Consider the following 15,831-nt stretch of genomic DNA (forward strand, 5'->3'; position numbering starts at 1 on the left):
CGCACGACAGCCGACTTCCGCGCGACAGCCGACTTCCGCACGAGAGCCGACTTCAGCGTGTCAGCGGACTTCCGCCCGAGAGCCGAGTTCCGCCCGGCCGAGAACAGGATTCTCGTATGCGTGGCCGTTACAGACCTGCCTGGTCCACCCCGTAGGTTGCCTGCTCCAGGGTGTAGCGGTCCCCGTGCTCTGACGTCAGTTGGTCGATGAGCCCGTCCCGCGAGAACGGCATGATCTCGAGGTAGTTCTCCGCCGCTCTTGCGGCCTGCTCGTTCCAATCCACTTGCACGTTGTCCGCTGCGAACGTCGCATCCTCGACCGAATACCCATCCCCGTACTCCGACGAGAGCTGTTCGATCAGTCCATCCCGTGAGAACGGCATGAACGAGAGATAGTTCTCGGCGGCACGCAGAGCGTTGGACTGGGCGGGGCTCATTTGCGGGGCCGCCGCAGCGGCCTCAGCTTCGGCCTGCGCCGCGGCTTCCGCTTCTGCCTCGGCCTGAGCCGCCGCTTCGGCTTCCGCCTCTGCCGCCGCTTCTGCCTCGGCCTGGGCAGCGGACTCGGCCTCCCTCTCGGCTGCGGCCTCAGCCTCAGCCTCGCCATCAGCGGTCTCGGTCTCGCGCTCGACGGCGTCTGTCGTGCTCTCCACCGATGCGGTTGGTGCGGGCTCATCCTGTCCACCGCCCAAGGCGGCGATCCCGAGGATGGCGACTAGCCCCGCAGCCGGTATCAGGAGGCGCTTCTTCCGGTACCACGGGCGGGACGGACTCGTGTGATGTGGCGCCGCGCTTTGGTCATGGACGGCCACCGGGTGATCGTCGTCGACCACATAATGCCAACCGGGAGGTGCGGTCGGCCATTCGGCCGGCGGTTGCCAGCCGTGAGGGGGAATCCACCCCTCCGGCGGATCCGGCCAGCCGGGAGCAGGATTGAAACGCTGAGCCATGTCGCGGCCCGTCCTATCTGATAGTGGAGGTGCTGCCAGAGGCAGTAAAGGGACCGTAACGCCGCGGCAGAACTGCCGTAGTCGTTTCGATCGTCCGGTTCGGGGCGCGGTCGGACGACATTGCCAAACCGGCCTGTTGCTCCGCTGGCTCTCGCAGGCAAGGCCCTGGGACGCCCATCTGGGGCGCTCCGACGCTGGGCGGGGTGTCCGCAGGGTTTGAGTCGCGCCCGAGGCTGGCTGCGCGGGGTCCTGCTCGAGCATTCCTCTGGGACACCGTATGGAGCGTCGCCGCGTGCGGTGAGAGGCGTCTCAGTCGCCAAAGGGGTGTCCCAGACGGCAGGCAGGGCGAAGGACTGGGCGTCAGTTCATCTGGGACACCCTTCCGGGGTGCCCAGGGGTGTTGCGAGGGGTTTCCCAGGGTCGTCAGGGGTGTCTCAGAGTGGGAGGGACGGGAGAGGGGGGATCAGGCGTCGTCGTGAGGCCGCGCGGGAGGTGGCAAAGTCGACCTCCACGCCGTGCGGGGCTGGACCGCCGACGTCGAGCTCTGCGCTTCGCCCTGTTCTGGCGCGGTCAGCGCTCCTGGAACCTCCGGATCCGCGTGACCGCCTCCGCGACGGCGTCCGCGCCGGCGGCGAATGACAGCCGCACGTACCCCTGCCCGTGCGCGCCGTCGAAGTCGACACCGGGCACGAGGGCCACACCCTCCTCCTCGAGCAGCGCCGCGCACCACTCGACCGAGGACGCGTACCCGCCCAGCCGCTCCCCCAGGCCCGCGTAGAGGTAGAAGGCGCCGTCGGCGGGAGCGAGCGGCCCCCAGCCGAGCGACGGGACGTCCTCGAGCAAAAGACTGCGGGTGCGGGCGAGGCCGGCGACGCGCCCGTCGGCCTCGGCGTAGCTCGCCTCGGAGAACGCCCCGAGCGCGGCGAGCTGTGCGGGGGCCGGCGGGCAGAGGGCGATGTTCCCGGCGAGCGCGTCGACCGACGCGACGAGGTCGGCGGGCAGCAGCGCCCACCCGAGCCGCCAGCCGGTCATCCCCCAGTACTTGGAGAACGACGAGACGACGACGGCGGACTCGGCGCCCGGCACGTCCCACGCGCACACCCCGCGCGCGTCGGGCGCCGCGGGGTCGGTCGGGTAGGTGATGCCGTGGTAGATCTCGTCGCTCACGAGGCGCACGTCGTGCTCGGCGCACCAGGCCGCCAGCGCCGTCATCCGCTCGCGGTCGATCATCGTGCCGGTGGGGTTGGCCGGGGAGGCGACGACGAGCCCGGCGATGCGCCCGTGCTCCGCGAGCGCGGCGTCGAGCACTTCGGGCGTGGGCTGGAAGCCGGTGTCCGCCCCGCAGTCGACCTCCACCACCCGGCAGCCGAGGGTCCGCAGGATGTTGCGGTAGGCGGGGTAGCCGGGCCGGGCGAGGACGACGACGTCGCCGACGTCGAACGCGGCGAGGAAGGTGAGCATGAACGCCCCGGAGGACCCGGTGGCGACGGCGACCTGCTCGGGGGCGACCTCGAGCCCGTACCAGCGCGCGTAGTGGCCGGCGATCGCCTCGCGCACCGACCACAGACCGACCGCGCTCGTGTACCCGAGCGCGGCACCGGAGGCGTGCGTGGCCGCTGCGAGCTCGCGCACCTCGCGCGGCGCGCCACCCGCGGGCTCACCGGCGCAGAGCGAGATGACGTCGCGGCCCTCCGCGCGCAGCCGGGCGACCCGGTCGAGGATCGACATGACCTGGAACGGCGGGACCGCCGAGCGGGCGGACGGCGTCACGACTGCACTCCCTCACCTGCCTGGGACATGCCCTCATGCTAGGCGGGCGTCGGCGCGTTGCCCGGCCGCGATGACTCCTGTGTCGCCCGCGGGTCTACACCCCATGAGCACTCCACTGTTCGAGCACACCAGCGCCTTCGCCGGCTTCTCCGTCGACCACATCGACGCCGCCACCCGGTTCTACCGGGACACCCTCGGTCTGGAGGTGAGCGAGGCGGGCGAGCCCGGCGTCGTCCTCATCGGGCTGCCCGGGGGCGCCCGGGTGGTCGCCTACGCCAAGTCCGACCACGTCCCCGCGACCTACACCGTCCTCAACTTCCCGGTGCCCGACGTCGAGGCGACGGTCGCCGAGCTGACGCGCCGCGGGGTGGTCTTCGAGCGCTACCCCGGCACCCCGATGGAGACGGACGCGGACGGCATCTTCCGCGGCGGCGGGCCGGTCATCGCCTGGTTCCCCGACCCGGCCGGCAACGTCCTGTCCGTGCTGGAGGAGGTCTGAGCGCCGCTCAGTCCTGGCGCTCCAGCAGGAGGATGGGGATGACCCGCTCGGTGCGCTCCTGGTAGTCGGCGTAGGGCGGGAACGCCGCGACGGCCCGCTCCCACCACACCTCGCGCTCCTCGCCGCTGAGCTCGCGGGCGGTCATGTCCCACTTCTCGGCGCCGTCCTGCAGCTCGACCTCGGGATGGGCGACGAGGTTGTGGTACCAGACGGGGTGCTTCGGCACACCGCCCATCGAGGCGACGACGAGGTAGGCGCCGTCGTGCTCGACCCGCATGAGCGGCGTCTTGCGCAGCTTGCCGGTCTTCGCGCCGCGGCTGGTGAGGATGACGACGGGCCGCCCGCCGAGCGTGCCGCCCTCCTTCCCGCCGGTCCGTTCGTAGAGCTCGGCCTGCTCGCGGGCGCGGGTGGCAGGGCTCGGGGCGTACTCACCGTCAAGAGGCATGACACCTGTCTAACACGGCGGTCGGGTCGCGGCAGCGGGGAGCGCTGCCGGAGCCGGCGTCCCAGGACGTCGTTACGCTCGGCCTCTGCCCGTGCGCCTGTCCCGACCGGTGAGGAGGACCGGATGACCTCGTCCCCCGACCACATCTCGGTGCGCGGCGCGCGCGTGCACAACCTCAAGCACATCGACGTCGACATCCCGCTGCGGGAGCTCGTGGCCGTCGCGGGGGTGTCTGGCTCGGGCAAGTCGTCCCTCGCGCTCGGGGTCCTGTACGCCGAGGGGTCGCGGCGGTACGTCGAGGCGCTGTCCACCTACACGCGGCGCCGGATGGCGCACGCCCCGCGGGCCGCCGTCGACTCCGTCGAGCACGTGCCGGCGGCCCTCGCGCTGCGGCAACGGCCCGGCGTCCCGGGCGTGCGCTCGACGTTCGGCACCTCGACCGAGCTGCTCAACGTGCTGCGGCTGATGTTCTCCCGGCTCGCCACGCACGTGTGCCCGAACGGCCACCGGGTGCCGCCGACGATCGACGTCGCCGCCGAGGTGCCCTTCACCTGCCCCGAGTGCGGCGCGACCGTCGCGGCGCCGGGTGCCGAGCAGCTCGCCTTCAACTCCGAGGGTGCCTGCCCGGAGTGCACGGGCACCGGCGTCGTGCGCGACGTCGACGACGCCACCCTCGTTCCCGACGAGTCCAAGACCATCGACGAGGGCGCTGTGCTGCCCTGGCAGATGTTCAACTTCAAGGTCCAGCCCGCCATCGCCCGGGAGTTCGGCGTGCGGACCGACGTGCCCTTCCGGGACCTGTCCGACTGGGAGCGCGAGATCGTCTTCGCCGGCCCGGAGGAGAAGAAGCACATCACCTTCCCGACGAAGACGTCGGTCTACGACCTCGACTTCACCTTCCGCAACGCCCGCCTCACGGTCACCGAGGAGCTCAAGCGGGCGACCGACGAGAAGCGCCTCAGCCGGGTCGCCCGATTCCTCACCGAACGCGTGTGCCCGGCGTGCAGCGGCACCCGGCTGAGCGAGCGCGCCCGCCTTCCCCGCATCGGTGAGCTCGGGCTGGCCGACGTCACCGCGATGACCCTCGACGACGTCGTTGCCTGGTCCGGCACCGTCACCGCGCCCCTCCCGCCGGACATGCACGAGATGGCCGACGGCCTCGTCCAGACGCTCCGGTCGATGGCCCGCCGGCTCGTCGAGCTCGGCCTGGGCTACCTCACCCTCGACCGCGCCGGCTCCACCCTGTCTACCGGCGAGCGCCAGCGTGTCCAGCTCGCACGCGCCGTGCGCAACCGGACGACCGGCGTCCTCTACGTGCTCGACGAGCCGTCCATCGGGCTGCACCCCTCGAACGTCGACGGCCTGCTCGGGGTCATGCGTGACCTCCTCGCCGACGGCAACTCGGTGGTCTTCGTCGACCACGACGTCCAGATCCTGCGCGAGGCGTCCTGGCTCATCGAGATCGGGCCGGGCTCGGGCGCCGCCGGCGGTCGGGTGGTCGCCCGGGGCACCGCGGCCGACCTCGCGGCCGAACCCGACTCCCTGCTCCAGGGCTTCCTCACCGGCGAGGAGCCCGTCGTCGTCCGCGAGCGCGCGACGGAGGCGGCGATGTTCGACGCCGGGCGCATCCGCCTCGCCACCGGCGCCATCCACACCGTGCACCCGCTGGAGGTGGAGCTGCCGACGGGGCGGCTGGTCGCCGTCACCGGGGTGTCCGGCTCGGGCAAGACGACGCTCGTCCTCGAGTCGCTCGTCCCGGCGCTCCTCGCCGTTTCCGGGGACGACGACGCGCACCGGGTCCCGGCCCACGTGCGCGAGATCGACGCCCCGGGGATCCGCCGGGTGCACACCGTCGACGCGACGCCGATCGGCGTCAACGTCCGCTCGACCGTCGCCACCTACTCCGGGGTGTACGACGACCTGCGCAAGGCCTACGCCCAGACCGACGACGCGCGCGGCCGTGGTCTCACCGCGTCGGACTTCTCCTACAACACCGGCTCGCTGGCCTGCCCGCGCTGCCAGGGCACCGGCCAGGTCTCCCTCGACGTGCAGTTCCTGCCCGACGTCGACATCGCCTGCCCCGACTGCGGCGGCTCCCGCTACGCACCGGCGGCCAGTGAGATCCGGCGCGGCGGGCTCTCCCTGCCCGACCTGCTCGGGCTGACCGTCGTCGAGTCGCTCGAGGCGGTCGGGGACATCGCCCCGGTGCGGCGCCGGCTGCAGGCGCTGGCCGACCTCGGTCTGGGCTACCTCACCCTCGGTGAGGACACCCCTGCGCTCTCGGGCGGGGAGGCGCAACGACTCAAGCTCGCCACCCAGCTCCACCGCGACCAGTCCGACGCCGTGTTCGTCCTCGACGAGCCGAGCGTCGGGCTCCACCCGCTCGACGTCCGCACGCTGCTCGCGGTGCTCCAGCGGCTCGCGGACCGCGGCGCCACGATCATCGTCATCGAGCACGACCTCGACCTCATCGCCAACTCCGACTGGGTCATCGACATGGGACCGGGCGGTGGCGAGGCCGGCGGCCGCGTCGTCGCCGTCGGTACCCCGGACCACATCGCCCGCGACGCCGCCAGCCTCACCGGCCACTACCTCGCCGCCCACCTGCGCTGACGAACCCTCCTGCGCCGAGCGCTGGATCGTGCACCGCGATTGAGGGTGGGTCAGCCTCTCCGGATGCCGCGACGCGCCGCGTACTCCGCGATGGGCACGCGGCCACCGGGCTCGACGCCGAGGGCGGCGGCGAGCTCCGGGTCGCGGATCGGCGTGGTGAGGTCGCCCAGCTGGAAGAGGAAGGCGACCTCGAGGACGTCGTAGCGGTACCGCCCGCCGGGCAGCCGTTCCTGGAAGCGCGACGTGCCCGGACCGAACGCGCACTCGGTGAAGGCAAAGCCGCGGGTTCGATTATCGGTGAGGTCGTGGGCGGTCACGGAGGCGACGACGTCGGCCACCGCCTGCCCGTCGGCCTCGGCGTTCTCGCGGACGACGTCGGCCACGGTGCCGCCGTACCCGCCCAGCCGCTCGACCCCGGGCCAGGCGGAGGCCACTGCCCGCTGCACGAGGTCGGCCCACGCGACGTCGCCCCCGACGGTGACCTCGACGCCGCCGCACGGCGCGAGGTCGTCGAGGTCGCACGCCGAGGTGTCGACGTCGAACCGCAGCCGGGGTGCTCCGGGCTGGGCGAAGAGGTCCATGACACCCATCCCACGCCCGCCCGCCGGAGCACGCAAGGCCGGGCGCGCCGACTACGGGGAGGCGGCGAAGGCTCATTGCGCGCAACGGGCACCAGCCCTTCGTGGCGACCGGGGAGGGCGCCAAGTGACCGACCGCCACGGCACTCCCTCGGCCCTCCGACGCCGCTTACAGGCCGGCCTCGGTGACGCCGTGCTCGGCCTGCTCCTGGGTGAAGCCCTCGGAGAGGAGCTGGTCGACCAACCCGTCGCGCGAGAAGGGCATGGTCTGGAGGTAGCCGGTGGCCGACCGGGTGGCCTCCTCCTCCCAGTCGATGTCGAGCTGGTCGACGGCCCAGGTCGCATCGCGCGCCGGGTAACCCTCGAACTCGAGCTGGGCGATGAGCCCACTGCGCGACGCCGGCCCGGCGGCGAGGAAGGCCTTGGCCGAGCGCTGTGCGCTGTGGACGTCGGGGGTCGCGTCCTGGTCGGGAGTCGGGATGGGGTCGGCGTCGGCGGTCGCCTCGGCAGCGGCCCAGCCGGCGTCCTTGAGCTCGGCCTTGTCCGTGCCGCGGACCGCGGCCTCGTCGGTCATGGCGCCGCAGCCGAGGACAGCGATGAGGAGAGCCGCGGACAGTGCCGGCGTGACCAGTCGCGCAGGCCCTCGCCGCGACCCGCCGCGGCGGGCGGCGTGGTGCTCCCGTGCGCGCGGCGACGCCGCTCCGGTCGCCTCGCGGTGCTCCGTCACGGCCTCTCCCTCCTCGGTGCCTCTCCCCGCACTATCGGCACGTGCGCGCAAGGCATGAGGACACGACGGGCGCGAGGACGGACAAACGCGGCACGGGGCCCTGCACCGTGGTGGTGCAGGACCCCGTGCCGTTCGAGCTCAGGAGCTCAGGCGTTCAGGTGTCAGGGGGTGCGGCGGATCCCGAGGGAGTCCTTGCCGTCCCCGTCCCAGTCACCCACGAAGATCTCGTCCCCGGCCCGGCCGTAGACCCGGGTGAAGTCCGCCTGGCCGGCGGTCAGGGAGTTCTTCACGAAGTACTGCGCCCCGCGGCGCACCGCGAAGGTGTCCTTCCCGTCCCCGTCCCAGTCACCCACGAGGGTGACGTCGGCGGGCCGACCGTAGGTGAAGACCTCATCGGCCCGACCCGCGGCGATCGAGTTCTTCACGTGGTAGGTCGCCCCGCGGCGCACCGCGAAGGAGTCGGCCCCGTCCCCGTCCCAGTCACCGACCAGGACGGAGTCACCGGCCCGGCCGTAGACCACGACCTGGTCCGCCGGGCCACCGGACAGGGAGTTCTTCACGTGGTACTCCGCCCCGCGGCGCACCGCCAGGGTGTCGGTCCCGTCCCCGTCCCAGTCACCCACGAGCACGACCTCACCGGGCCGCCCGTAGACGAACACCGCATCGGCTGCCCCGCCACGCGGGGCGTTGTTCACGTGGAACTCGTTGCCCCGCCGCACCGTGATGGTGTCGGTACCGTTGCCGTCCCAGTCACCGATGAGCACCTCGTCGGTGAACCGGCCGTAGGCGAACACGTGACCCGCCACCGGCGACCAGCCGTCGTTGAGGAAGAACCCGTACTCCGGCACCGCGGGCTGCTCCGGCTCGACCGGCTGCTCCGGCTCGAGCGGCGGCACCTGGCCGTCGCCGTCGCGGTCGATGACGAAGGCCGGGGTGGACCACGTCTCGACGTGCGCGGGGTTGGTCGGGTCGCCGAGCGCGCTGAGGGCGCGGACCTCGAGGACGTAGCGGCCGTCGGGCACCGCACTGCGGGCGGTGCCGGTGGTGGACCGGGTGCCGTCCCACGTCCACGCCGTGAATCCACCCGAGTCACGGCCCACGTGCTGCTCGAACCGGGCCACTGCCTGGCCGGGCGTCGCCGCGTTCGGGGCGGCGCCCTCGGGCATCGCCTGGAAGACCGTGAACGTCAGGGACTGTGCCGGGTGCTCGAGGTGGATGAGCACCGTGGGCACGTCGCCGTCGGCCATCGAGAAGAAGGTGTTGGCAGCGGCGAGGTCCCATTCGGCACCGGCCGTGCAGTCGATCCCGATGAGCCGGTCGCACTCGGTGAGCGTGGCGAGCGCCGGGAGGTCCACGTTGCCGAGGTTCTCCAGCAGCGGGAGCGCCTGGTAGTCACCCGCGAACCCGGCGAACGGCACGCTCAGCGGTTCGCCCTCGCCCTGCGGGGTGAGGACGACGTACCCGCCGTACTGCGCGAGCTCCAGGCTCGCGGCGGGGCTGATGGTGACCGGGAAGGTCACGCTCTCCCCCGCCGGGACGGTGACGAGGTCCGGCATGACGACGGTCGCCGCACCACCGAAGAAGCTCGGGTTGTCCGGGTTGCCCGCGGTGGCGAGGGCATCCGTGGACGACAGGTCGTAGGTCACCGCCGCGTCGCCGTCGTTCGTCACCGTGAGGTTCTTCGTCACGGGCCCGCCCTCGGACTCCCCGAGAGACAGCTTGCCCGGGGTCACCGTCGTGGTCGCGAGGATCGCGGCGTCGATGTCGAGCATGCCGGCACCCTGGCGGTGGACCGGCTCGAGGAGACCGGCGGTCGCGTTGCCCGACCACGCGGCGGCGTCGGCGGAGTTCTGCAGGATGTCCCGCACCTCGTGCGCGTCGAGGTCCGGTCGCGCCTGGAGCAGGAGCGCCGCGGCGCCGGCGACGTGCGGCGCTGCCATGGAGGTGCCGGAGGCGGTGGCGTAGCCGCCCTCCTTCTCCAGCGGGTAGGTCGAGTAGATGTTGCCGCCGGGGGCGCCGATGTCGGGCTTGAGGCTGAGGTCGGCGGCCAGCCCGTAGGAGCTGAACGAGGAGATCAGCCCGCCGGTCGGGTTCGGCGTCGTGCCCACCTCGTCGGTCCAGGTGAGGGTCGCGCCCCCGTCGAGCACCGCCGCGTCCGCGGCGAGGCCGGCGGACTGGGAGATGGCGATGACCGGGATGGTGATCGGCGTGGCGCCCTCGACGGTCGGGTTGATGAGCCCGGGGACGTTGTTGTAGATGAGCACGGCCGCCGCGCCCGCGGTCTGCGCCCGCAGCGCCTTGGCGTAGAAGCTCGCGTCACAGCCCGAGTCGGCCGGGTCAGCGCCGCGCTCGATGAGCACCGCCTGGCCGGCGACGGACGTCGGGACGTCCGGGCAGCCGCGCGCCGCGGGAGTGCCCGGGTCACCGAGCCGGGTCAGCGGCAGGGAGCCCTCGGTCGGCGGCTCGGGCGAGCCGGTGGCCGGGAAGTAGGGGTGCTGCTCGCCGTCGATGTCGACGACGTTGGCGGTCACCGAGACGTTGTCGAAGGAGGCGACGCCGATGACGTCCTCGCCCACACCGGGCGCTCCGGCCGACCACGTGCCGGAGGCGCCGCTGTTGCCGATGGAGGCGACCATGACGACGCCGGCGTCGACGAGGTTGTCGCTCGCCACGGCCGTGGGGTACTGCGGCCAGGTGGAGAAGGCCGAGCCGATGCTCTGGTTGACGACGTCCATGCCGTCGGCCAGGGCGCGCTCCATGGCGGCGACCATGATGTCGCTCTCTGTCGAGCCTTCGCAGCCGAAGACGCGGTAGGCGCCGATCTGGGCGTCGGGCGCGACGCCGCGCACGCCGCCGGCGGCGGTGTCGCCATCAGCGGCGACGATCCCGGCCACGTGCGTGCCGTGACCGCCGCAGTCGTCGGGGTCGGCGTCGGGGAAGCGCACGGGCTGGTAGCCGGCGCTCGTGGAGTCGGCGTTGAAGTCGTCGCCGACGAAGTCGTAGCCCGCGACGACCTTGTCGTTGGGGAAGGGGGTCTCGCCGTCGACGCCGGCGCCGCCGAAGTCGGGGTGGTCGTAGTCGACGCCGGTGTCGATGACGCCGACCTTGAGGCCCTCGCCGGTGAAGCCCAGCTCGCTCTGGGCGACGTCCGCGCCGCTCATCGTCAGCGCGGTGCGCAGCTCCGGCTCGGAGACCGGACGCTCCGGCGCGGCGACGGGCAGGACCGGGTAGACGGCCCGCACCTGCGGCAGGTCGGCCACGCGCTCGATGTCGGCGTCGTCGATGTCGGCCGAGATTCCGCTCCACAGGCTGGAGAAGGTGTGCCGGACCTCGAGGTCGATGCCGGCGTCCTGCGCCTCGGAGACGAAGTCGCGCTGGACGCGCTGGACAGAGGCGGTGCTCCCGCCCTGGGTGGTGGGCCGCGGTGCGAACTCCACGAAGTAGGCGCCCGTCGGCGAGGCGGCGAACTCACTGGTGAGCTCGGCGGCGTCGCCCGGGACGGAGACGCCCAGGTCGGCGGCCGTACCGAGGGACGTCACGCCGTCACCGGTGTCGGCGACGGCGGCGGGTCCGGCGAGCGTGAGGACGAGCGCGGTGGCGGCGCCCAGGCTCAGTCCGGCGCGGGCGCAACGGCGCGCTCCGCGGGGCGAGTGGATCGGTGGTGTCACGGAGGTTCCCCCATGGTGGTCGGCAAAGGGGGCATCGGTGTGGCCCCCGCACGAACGGTAACCGAGCGCACCGACACCGGGGAGGGCGGTCTCAGGTCGCGTGACATGTCGGTAACGCGCGAAACAGAGCGGCAACCTCCGGCGGCTTCACTCGTCGTGTCCACCACGACGCAGAGAGGACCTCGCATGCGCACAGGATCACGACAGGCGGTCCGGGCGGTGACGGCGGCAGCGCTCGGCGCCGCCCTCGCGCTCGGCGGGGCGGGCTCCGCCTCCGCCCAGCCGACGCACGACTGGGACAGGCTGCAGGCCGGGCTCGACGCCGTCGTCGCCGACGCGGCAGCGGCCGGGGTCACGCTGAGCGTGGCCGTCACCGGTCTCGCCGGCGACCACGACGGCGCGAGCCTGGTGGCCGGGACGGACGAGCGGGTCAAGGCGGCGAGCATCATCAAGCTGCCGCTGCTCGCCACCCTGATGGCCGACGTCGACGCCGGGGACCTCGACCTAGCGGAGGTCGTCACCATCCCCGCCGGCGACCCCAACATCGTGGGCGGCTCGGGCACCCTCCAGGACCGCTCCTTCCCCCTGGACATCACCGTCGGCGAGCTCATGGAGCTCATGGTCCAGGTCAGCGACAACACCGCCACCAACGTCCTCATCGACCTCGCGGGCGGGTTCGACGCCGTCAACGAGTACACCGCCGACCTCGGTCTGGAGGACCTCCGGCTCGGCCGCAAGATGATCCACCCGGCCTCCCCTCCCCTCCAGGAGAACTACATCTCCGCCGCGGAGGTCACCGAGCTCGTCACGCTGCTGTGGGACGGGGGCATCCTCAGCGAGAGCTCGAGCGAGTACGTCCTCGACCTCATGCGCGGACAGCTCGTCGACACGAAGTTCGGCGCCGTCGTGCCCCGGGCGCACCTGGCGAACAAGACCGGTGAGCTCTCCGACGTGTCGCACGACTCCGGCGTCATTCTCCTGCCGGGCCGCGAGCTCGCACTCACCGCGACGTCGTCCTTCACCGGCATGCCCCGGGAGGAGGCCGACGTCTTCGTCCAGGAGGCGGCGCGCGTCGTCTACGACTTCGCCCGCGTCACGGGCGACGTGGCCGACGACGTCGAGACGGTGGTCCAGCCCTTCCTCGACCGCGCGGAGGCGCGCGGAATCCGGGCCTCGGTCGGGTTCACCGACCTCGCCGGCGACGGCGGCGCGCTGCTGCTCGGCTCCCCCGCGCCGTACAACCCGGCGAGCGTCATCAAGCTCTCCCTGCTCGCCACGGTGATGCGCCAGGCCGAGCGCGGCATGCTCAACCTCGACGCGCCGGTGACCATCTCGCCGTACATGGTGGTGGCGGGCTCGGGCAGCCTGCAGCACGAGCAGATGCCGTACACGACGACGGTGCGTGAGCTGACCCGGCTCATGGTGGTGCAGAGCGACAACACCGCGACCAACGTGCTGCTCTACTACACGGGCATCCCGACCACGCGCGAGCTGCTCGACGACCTCGGCCTGGAGGTCATGCGCTTCAACCGGCAGATGTTCCCCGGCGACCGGATCAGCGACCCGGCCAACGTCCTCGACCTCGCCGACACCATGGGTCTGCTCGAGGCGATGTACGGCGATGACCTGCTCGCCGCCGGCTCGCGGGACCAGATCCTCACCTGGATGGGCGACCAGGAGGTCGACACGAAGTTCGGCGCCGTCCTCGACGACGCGCCCGTCGCCCACAAGACCGGGGAGACCGGGAACGTCACCCACGACGTCGGCTACTTCCTCGTGCCCGGTCACGAGGCCGCCGTCGCGGTGCTCACCGAGGTGACGACGACGTCCTCCTTCGCCGAGGCCCAGGAGATCGGCAACCCCGTGGTCCAGGAGATCGGGCTGGCGATCTACGAGTACCTCGTGGCGCTCGCCGCCGCCGAGGTGCCCGGTCCGGGTGTGCCGACCAAGGAGCCCACCGCCCCGCCGACCACCGGCGCCCCGGACCCGGCGCCCGCGCCGGGCGGTGGCGAGGGGCCGACGGCGGGAGGCGGCAGCCTCCCGGTGACGGGCGCGCCGGCCGCGGCGCTGCTCGGCCTCCTGATTGTCCTGCTCGCCGGAGGGACGGCGGCGGTGTCCACTCGCCGCCGGGCGGCGTCGTTCCGCTAACCGCGGGCAGGGCACGGGGCGGGGAGGTCGCGAGGGGGCGGCCTCCCCGCCCGCGCGAGCGGCGAGGGAGTCCCGGGTGACGGTGGGCAGGCCGGCCCACGACAGGACGCGGTCACCGTCCGGATTGCCGAACGTGAGCATCGCGATCCCCCACGCCACGGGCACGAGGGCCGCGACCACCACGCCCAGGTGCCTCCTGAGGAGTAGACCGGCACCCGTCATCCCGGCGAGGTTGCGCGTGAACAGTCCGAGGTCGCCGGAGGCGGTGAGCAGCGTGAGGATCTCGGCCACGAGCCCGGACAGCAGGATGAACCGCGTCCCGAGCCTGGACGTCTCCGCCCAGCCGAAGTCCGAGCGGGGCCACCTGTGGGGCGGCCCCGCTCGCGCTCAGTCCCCGATCCGGGCGACGAGGCGGCCGGTGACCTCGTGGCGCGCAAGCCTGCCGAGGCCCTCGCCGATCTCCTCGAAGCCGATGACCTCGTACGCGGGCTGAATCTCCCCGCGGCGCAGGAGCTCGTAGACCTCCTCGATATCCTCGACGGTGCCGCCGAGCGAGCCGGTGATGGTCTTGCCGAGGATGGTGTTGGCGTTGATCGTGAACGTCGGCTGCCCGAGCCCCACCTGGACCACCGTCCCCCCGCGACGGACGGCGTCGAGGGCGCGCTGGGTGGTGTCGTAGCCCGCGTAGTCGACGACGAGGTCGAAGCTCTGGCCGGCCCACTCCGCGGCATCGGCGACCACGCCGCTGACTCCCGCCGCCCTGGCGAGGTCCCAGACCGACTCCTTCGTCTCCGCGACGTGCACCTCGGCACCCTTGAGGACCGCGGCACGCGCGCCGACCTGGCCCAGACCCCCGTAGCCGATGACGCCGACCTTCATGCCCTCGCGCGCACCGCCCACCTTGATGATCGCGTGGTAGGAGGTCATGCCGGCGTCGGTGGCGAGGGCGGCGAGCGCCCAGTCCATGCCCTCGGGCACGCGCGCGAGGTCGGCGGAGTGCGCGACCATCTTGCCGGCGAACCCGCCGGGGGTGAACATGCCCGCCGGCGGCCTGACGCCGGAGGGGCATACCCCGACGGCGTCGCCCACCTCCCACCCGGTGACCCCCTCGCCGATCGCACTGATGACGCCGGCGTTCTCGTGGCCCTGGGTCATCGGCAGGAAGGGCATCGCCCGCTCACCGATCTGCATGTACATGACGTCGCTGTGGCACAGCCCGGCGGCGCGCATGTCGATGACGACCTCGCCCGGCCCCGGCTGGGGGTCAGGGATCTCGTTGAGCGCGATCGGCCTTCCGGTGCCCTCGAACTGCCATGCCTTCATCGCATACCTCCTTGCTCGGATGTCGTGGGGTGGTACGGGAAACGTAGTCACTTAATCGTTTAAGTGTTAGCGTCGGAGCGTGACTCGCGAGTCCTTGGCGCGCCGTCCGACCATCCGCGACGTCGCGGACCTCGCCGGCGTCTCGACGGCGACGGTGAGCTACGTGCTCAACGGCACGGCCGGGCAGACGATCACCCCGAGCACCCGGGAACGGGTGCGCCGCGCGGCCGACTCGGTCGGGTACGTCCCCCACCGGATCGCCCGTGCACTGCGCGAGGGCCGATCCCCCGTCGTCCTCCTCAACGTCGGCGCGATGATCGGCGGGAGCACCGTCGCGACGCTGGTCGAGGGGATGTCCGCGGAGCTGCGCCGCCACGGCCACTCGCTCCTCGTCACCGCGGAGCCGGGCGGGATCATCGCGGACGTCATCGACGCCGTCGCCCCGCGGGCCACCCTCGACCTCACCGTGGTGACGACGGGCGGGGAGGAGGACGACGTCGTCTCGGGGGTGGCCGCCGGCGACCATGCCGGGTTCGCCTTTCACACCCTCGCCCAGCTGCGGCACCTCGTCGAGCGCGGCCACCGCCGGATCGCGTTCGTCGGGCCGGCGGAGGACGTTCCGTTCGCGCGCACGCGACGCGCACACGCCCGCAGTGCCGCGCGGCAGCTGGGCCTGCCACCGCTCGTGGAGACGGTCATCGGGGGCGACGAGGCGCGACGAGCCGAGACCGTCGAGCGCCTCGTCCGGGAGGAGGGGGTCTCCGCGGTGGCAGCCCACAGCGACGACGTCGCTCTCGCCGTGCTCGCCGGGATGGCGACCCTGGGGCTACGCGCGCCGCAGGATCTGGCAGTCATCGGCTTCGACGAGGACGCGGCTGCCCGGCTCTGGCGGCCGTCGCTGACGACGGTCCGGATCGACGGCGCCGCCTACGGTCGGCGGGCGGCCCGGGTGGTCCTCGGCCTACCGGTCCCGGAGTGGGACAGTGCGCCGTCGCAGGTGGTCCTCGGCGAGTCGACGTGAGCGCAGTCTGCGTCCCCGGCGAGCGTGCCGGCGGCGCGACGGCGCTGCTCCCTCCCTCCTGGCCCGCGAGGCTTGCCCTGGTGCCGGGCCGGC

The 15,831-nt window shown here is 72.7% G+C and carries 11 protein-coding genes; 4 read left to right on the plus strand and 7 right to left on the minus strand.

What is annotated here, in order from left to right; translation table 11 throughout:
• Positions 1 to 127: 127 nt before the first annotated feature.
• Together FE251_RS09440 and FE251_RS09445 are read right to left on the minus strand one after the other, a co-directional pair.
• Positions 128 to 946: an Ltp family lipoprotein gene (locus FE251_RS09440; RefSeq protein WP_139948594.1), complete on the minus strand. Its 819-nt coding sequence runs from the start codon at positions 944 to 946 to the stop codon at positions 128 to 130.
• Positions 947 to 1,516: 570 nt separating this feature from the next.
• Positions 1,517 to 2,674, minus strand: a complete 1,158-nt coding sequence (locus FE251_RS09445) for a pyridoxal phosphate-dependent aminotransferase (RefSeq protein ID WP_139949306.1) — start codon at positions 2,672 to 2,674, stop codon at positions 1,517 to 1,519.
• 145 nt (positions 2,675 to 2,819) lie between these two features.
• Between FE251_RS09445 and FE251_RS09450 the strand changes: the two genes are divergently transcribed.
• Positions 2,820 to 3,215 carry a VOC family protein gene (locus FE251_RS09450; protein WP_330998288.1) on the plus strand — a complete coding sequence of 132 codons (396 nt, stop codon included), beginning with the start codon at positions 2,820 to 2,822 and terminating at the stop codon, positions 3,213 to 3,215.
• A gap of 7 nt (positions 3,216 to 3,222) precedes the next feature.
• On the opposite strand, the gene FE251_RS09455 is transcribed toward FE251_RS09450, so the two are convergent.
• A complete protein-coding gene (locus FE251_RS09455; protein ID WP_139948595.1) occupies positions 3,223 to 3,660 on the minus strand; it encodes a nitroreductase family deazaflavin-dependent oxidoreductase in 438 nt (145 codons plus the stop codon).
• A gap of 123 nt (positions 3,661 to 3,783) precedes the next feature.
• Here FE251_RS09455 and FE251_RS09460 point away from each other — a divergent pair, with 123 nt between their 5' ends.
• Complete coding sequence (locus tag FE251_RS09460) at positions 3,784 to 6,273, plus strand: excinuclease ABC subunit UvrA (RefSeq protein ID WP_139948596.1); 2,490 nt, start codon at positions 3,784 to 3,786, stop codon at positions 6,271 to 6,273.
• A gap of 50 nt (positions 6,274 to 6,323) precedes the next feature.
• Here the strand turns inward: FE251_RS09460 and FE251_RS09465 are convergent, their stop codons facing one another.
• The 3 genes from FE251_RS09465 to FE251_RS16020 all read right to left on the minus strand — a co-directional run bounded on the left by FE251_RS09465 (position 6,324) and on the right by FE251_RS16020 (position 11,246).
• Entirely contained in the window at positions 6,324 to 6,854 is a 531-nt protein-coding gene (locus FE251_RS09465) for a UDP-N-acetylmuramate dehydrogenase (protein ID WP_139948597.1), read from the minus strand.
• Between the two features lie 166 nt (positions 6,855 to 7,020).
• The gene (locus tag FE251_RS09470; RefSeq protein ID WP_139948598.1) at positions 7,021 to 7,578 is read right to left on the minus strand and encodes an Ltp family lipoprotein; all 558 of its coding nucleotides are present in this window, start codon (positions 7,576 to 7,578) and stop codon (positions 7,021 to 7,023) included.
• Positions 7,579 to 7,739: 161 nt separating this feature from the next.
• On the minus strand, positions 7,740 to 11,246 hold the full coding sequence (locus FE251_RS16020; protein ID WP_223147517.1) for a S8 family serine peptidase: 3,507 nt from the start codon (positions 11,244 to 11,246) through the stop codon (positions 7,740 to 7,742).
• Between the two features lie 186 nt (positions 11,247 to 11,432).
• Between FE251_RS16020 and FE251_RS09480 the strand changes: the two genes are divergently transcribed.
• Positions 11,433 to 13,394 carry a serine hydrolase gene (locus FE251_RS09480; RefSeq protein ID WP_168202702.1) on the plus strand — a complete coding sequence of 654 codons (1,962 nt, stop codon included), beginning with the start codon at positions 11,433 to 11,435 and terminating at the stop codon, positions 13,392 to 13,394.
• A 387-nt stretch (positions 13,395 to 13,781) separates the two neighbouring features.
• Here the strand turns inward: FE251_RS09480 and FE251_RS09485 are convergent, their stop codons facing one another.
• Positions 13,782 to 14,717, minus strand: a complete 936-nt coding sequence (locus FE251_RS09485) for a zinc-binding dehydrogenase (RefSeq protein ID WP_139073736.1) — start codon at positions 14,715 to 14,717, stop codon at positions 13,782 to 13,784.
• Between the two features lie 79 nt (positions 14,718 to 14,796).
• Between FE251_RS09485 and FE251_RS09490 the strand changes: the two genes are divergently transcribed.
• Positions 14,797 to 15,738: a LacI family DNA-binding transcriptional regulator gene (locus FE251_RS09490; protein ID WP_139948600.1), complete on the plus strand. Its 942-nt coding sequence runs from the start codon at positions 14,797 to 14,799 to the stop codon at positions 15,736 to 15,738.
• Positions 15,739 to 15,831 lie beyond the last annotated feature (93 nt).

The sequence above is a fragment of the Georgenia wutianyii genome (assembly GCF_006349365.1).
Lineage (GTDB): Bacteria > Actinomycetota > Actinomycetes > Actinomycetales > Actinomycetaceae > Oceanitalea > Oceanitalea wutianyii.

Excerpts from the sequence above, each read along its gene's own strand:
- FE251_RS09445 (WP_139949306.1), bottom strand. The coding sequence starts at position 2,674 with ATGTCGATCCTCGACCGGGTCGCCCGGCTGCGCGCGGAGGGCCGCGAC.
- FE251_RS09440 (WP_139948594.1), bottom strand. The coding sequence starts at position 946 with ATGGCTCAGCGTTTCAATCCTGCTCCCGGCTGGCCGGATCCGCCGGAG.
- FE251_RS09485 (WP_139073736.1), bottom strand. The coding sequence starts at position 14,717 with ATGAAGGCATGGCAGTTCGAGGGCACCGGAAGGCCGATCGCGCTCAAC.
- FE251_RS09460 (WP_139948596.1), top strand. The coding sequence starts at position 3,784 with ATGACCTCGTCCCCCGACCACATCTCGGTGCGCGGCGCGCGCGTGCAC.
- FE251_RS09455 (WP_139948595.1), bottom strand. The coding sequence starts at position 3,660 with ATGCCTCTTGACGGTGAGTACGCCCCGAGCCCTGCCACCCGCGCCCGC.
- FE251_RS09465 (WP_139948597.1), bottom strand. The coding sequence starts at position 6,854 with ATGGACCTCTTCGCCCAGCCCGGAGCACCCCGGCTGCGGTTCGACGTC.
- FE251_RS09450 (WP_330998288.1), top strand. The coding sequence starts at position 2,820 with ATGAGCACTCCACTGTTCGAGCACACCAGCGCCTTCGCCGGCTTCTCC.
- FE251_RS09480 (WP_168202702.1), top strand. The coding sequence starts at position 11,433 with ATGCGCACAGGATCACGACAGGCGGTCCGGGCGGTGACGGCGGCAGCG.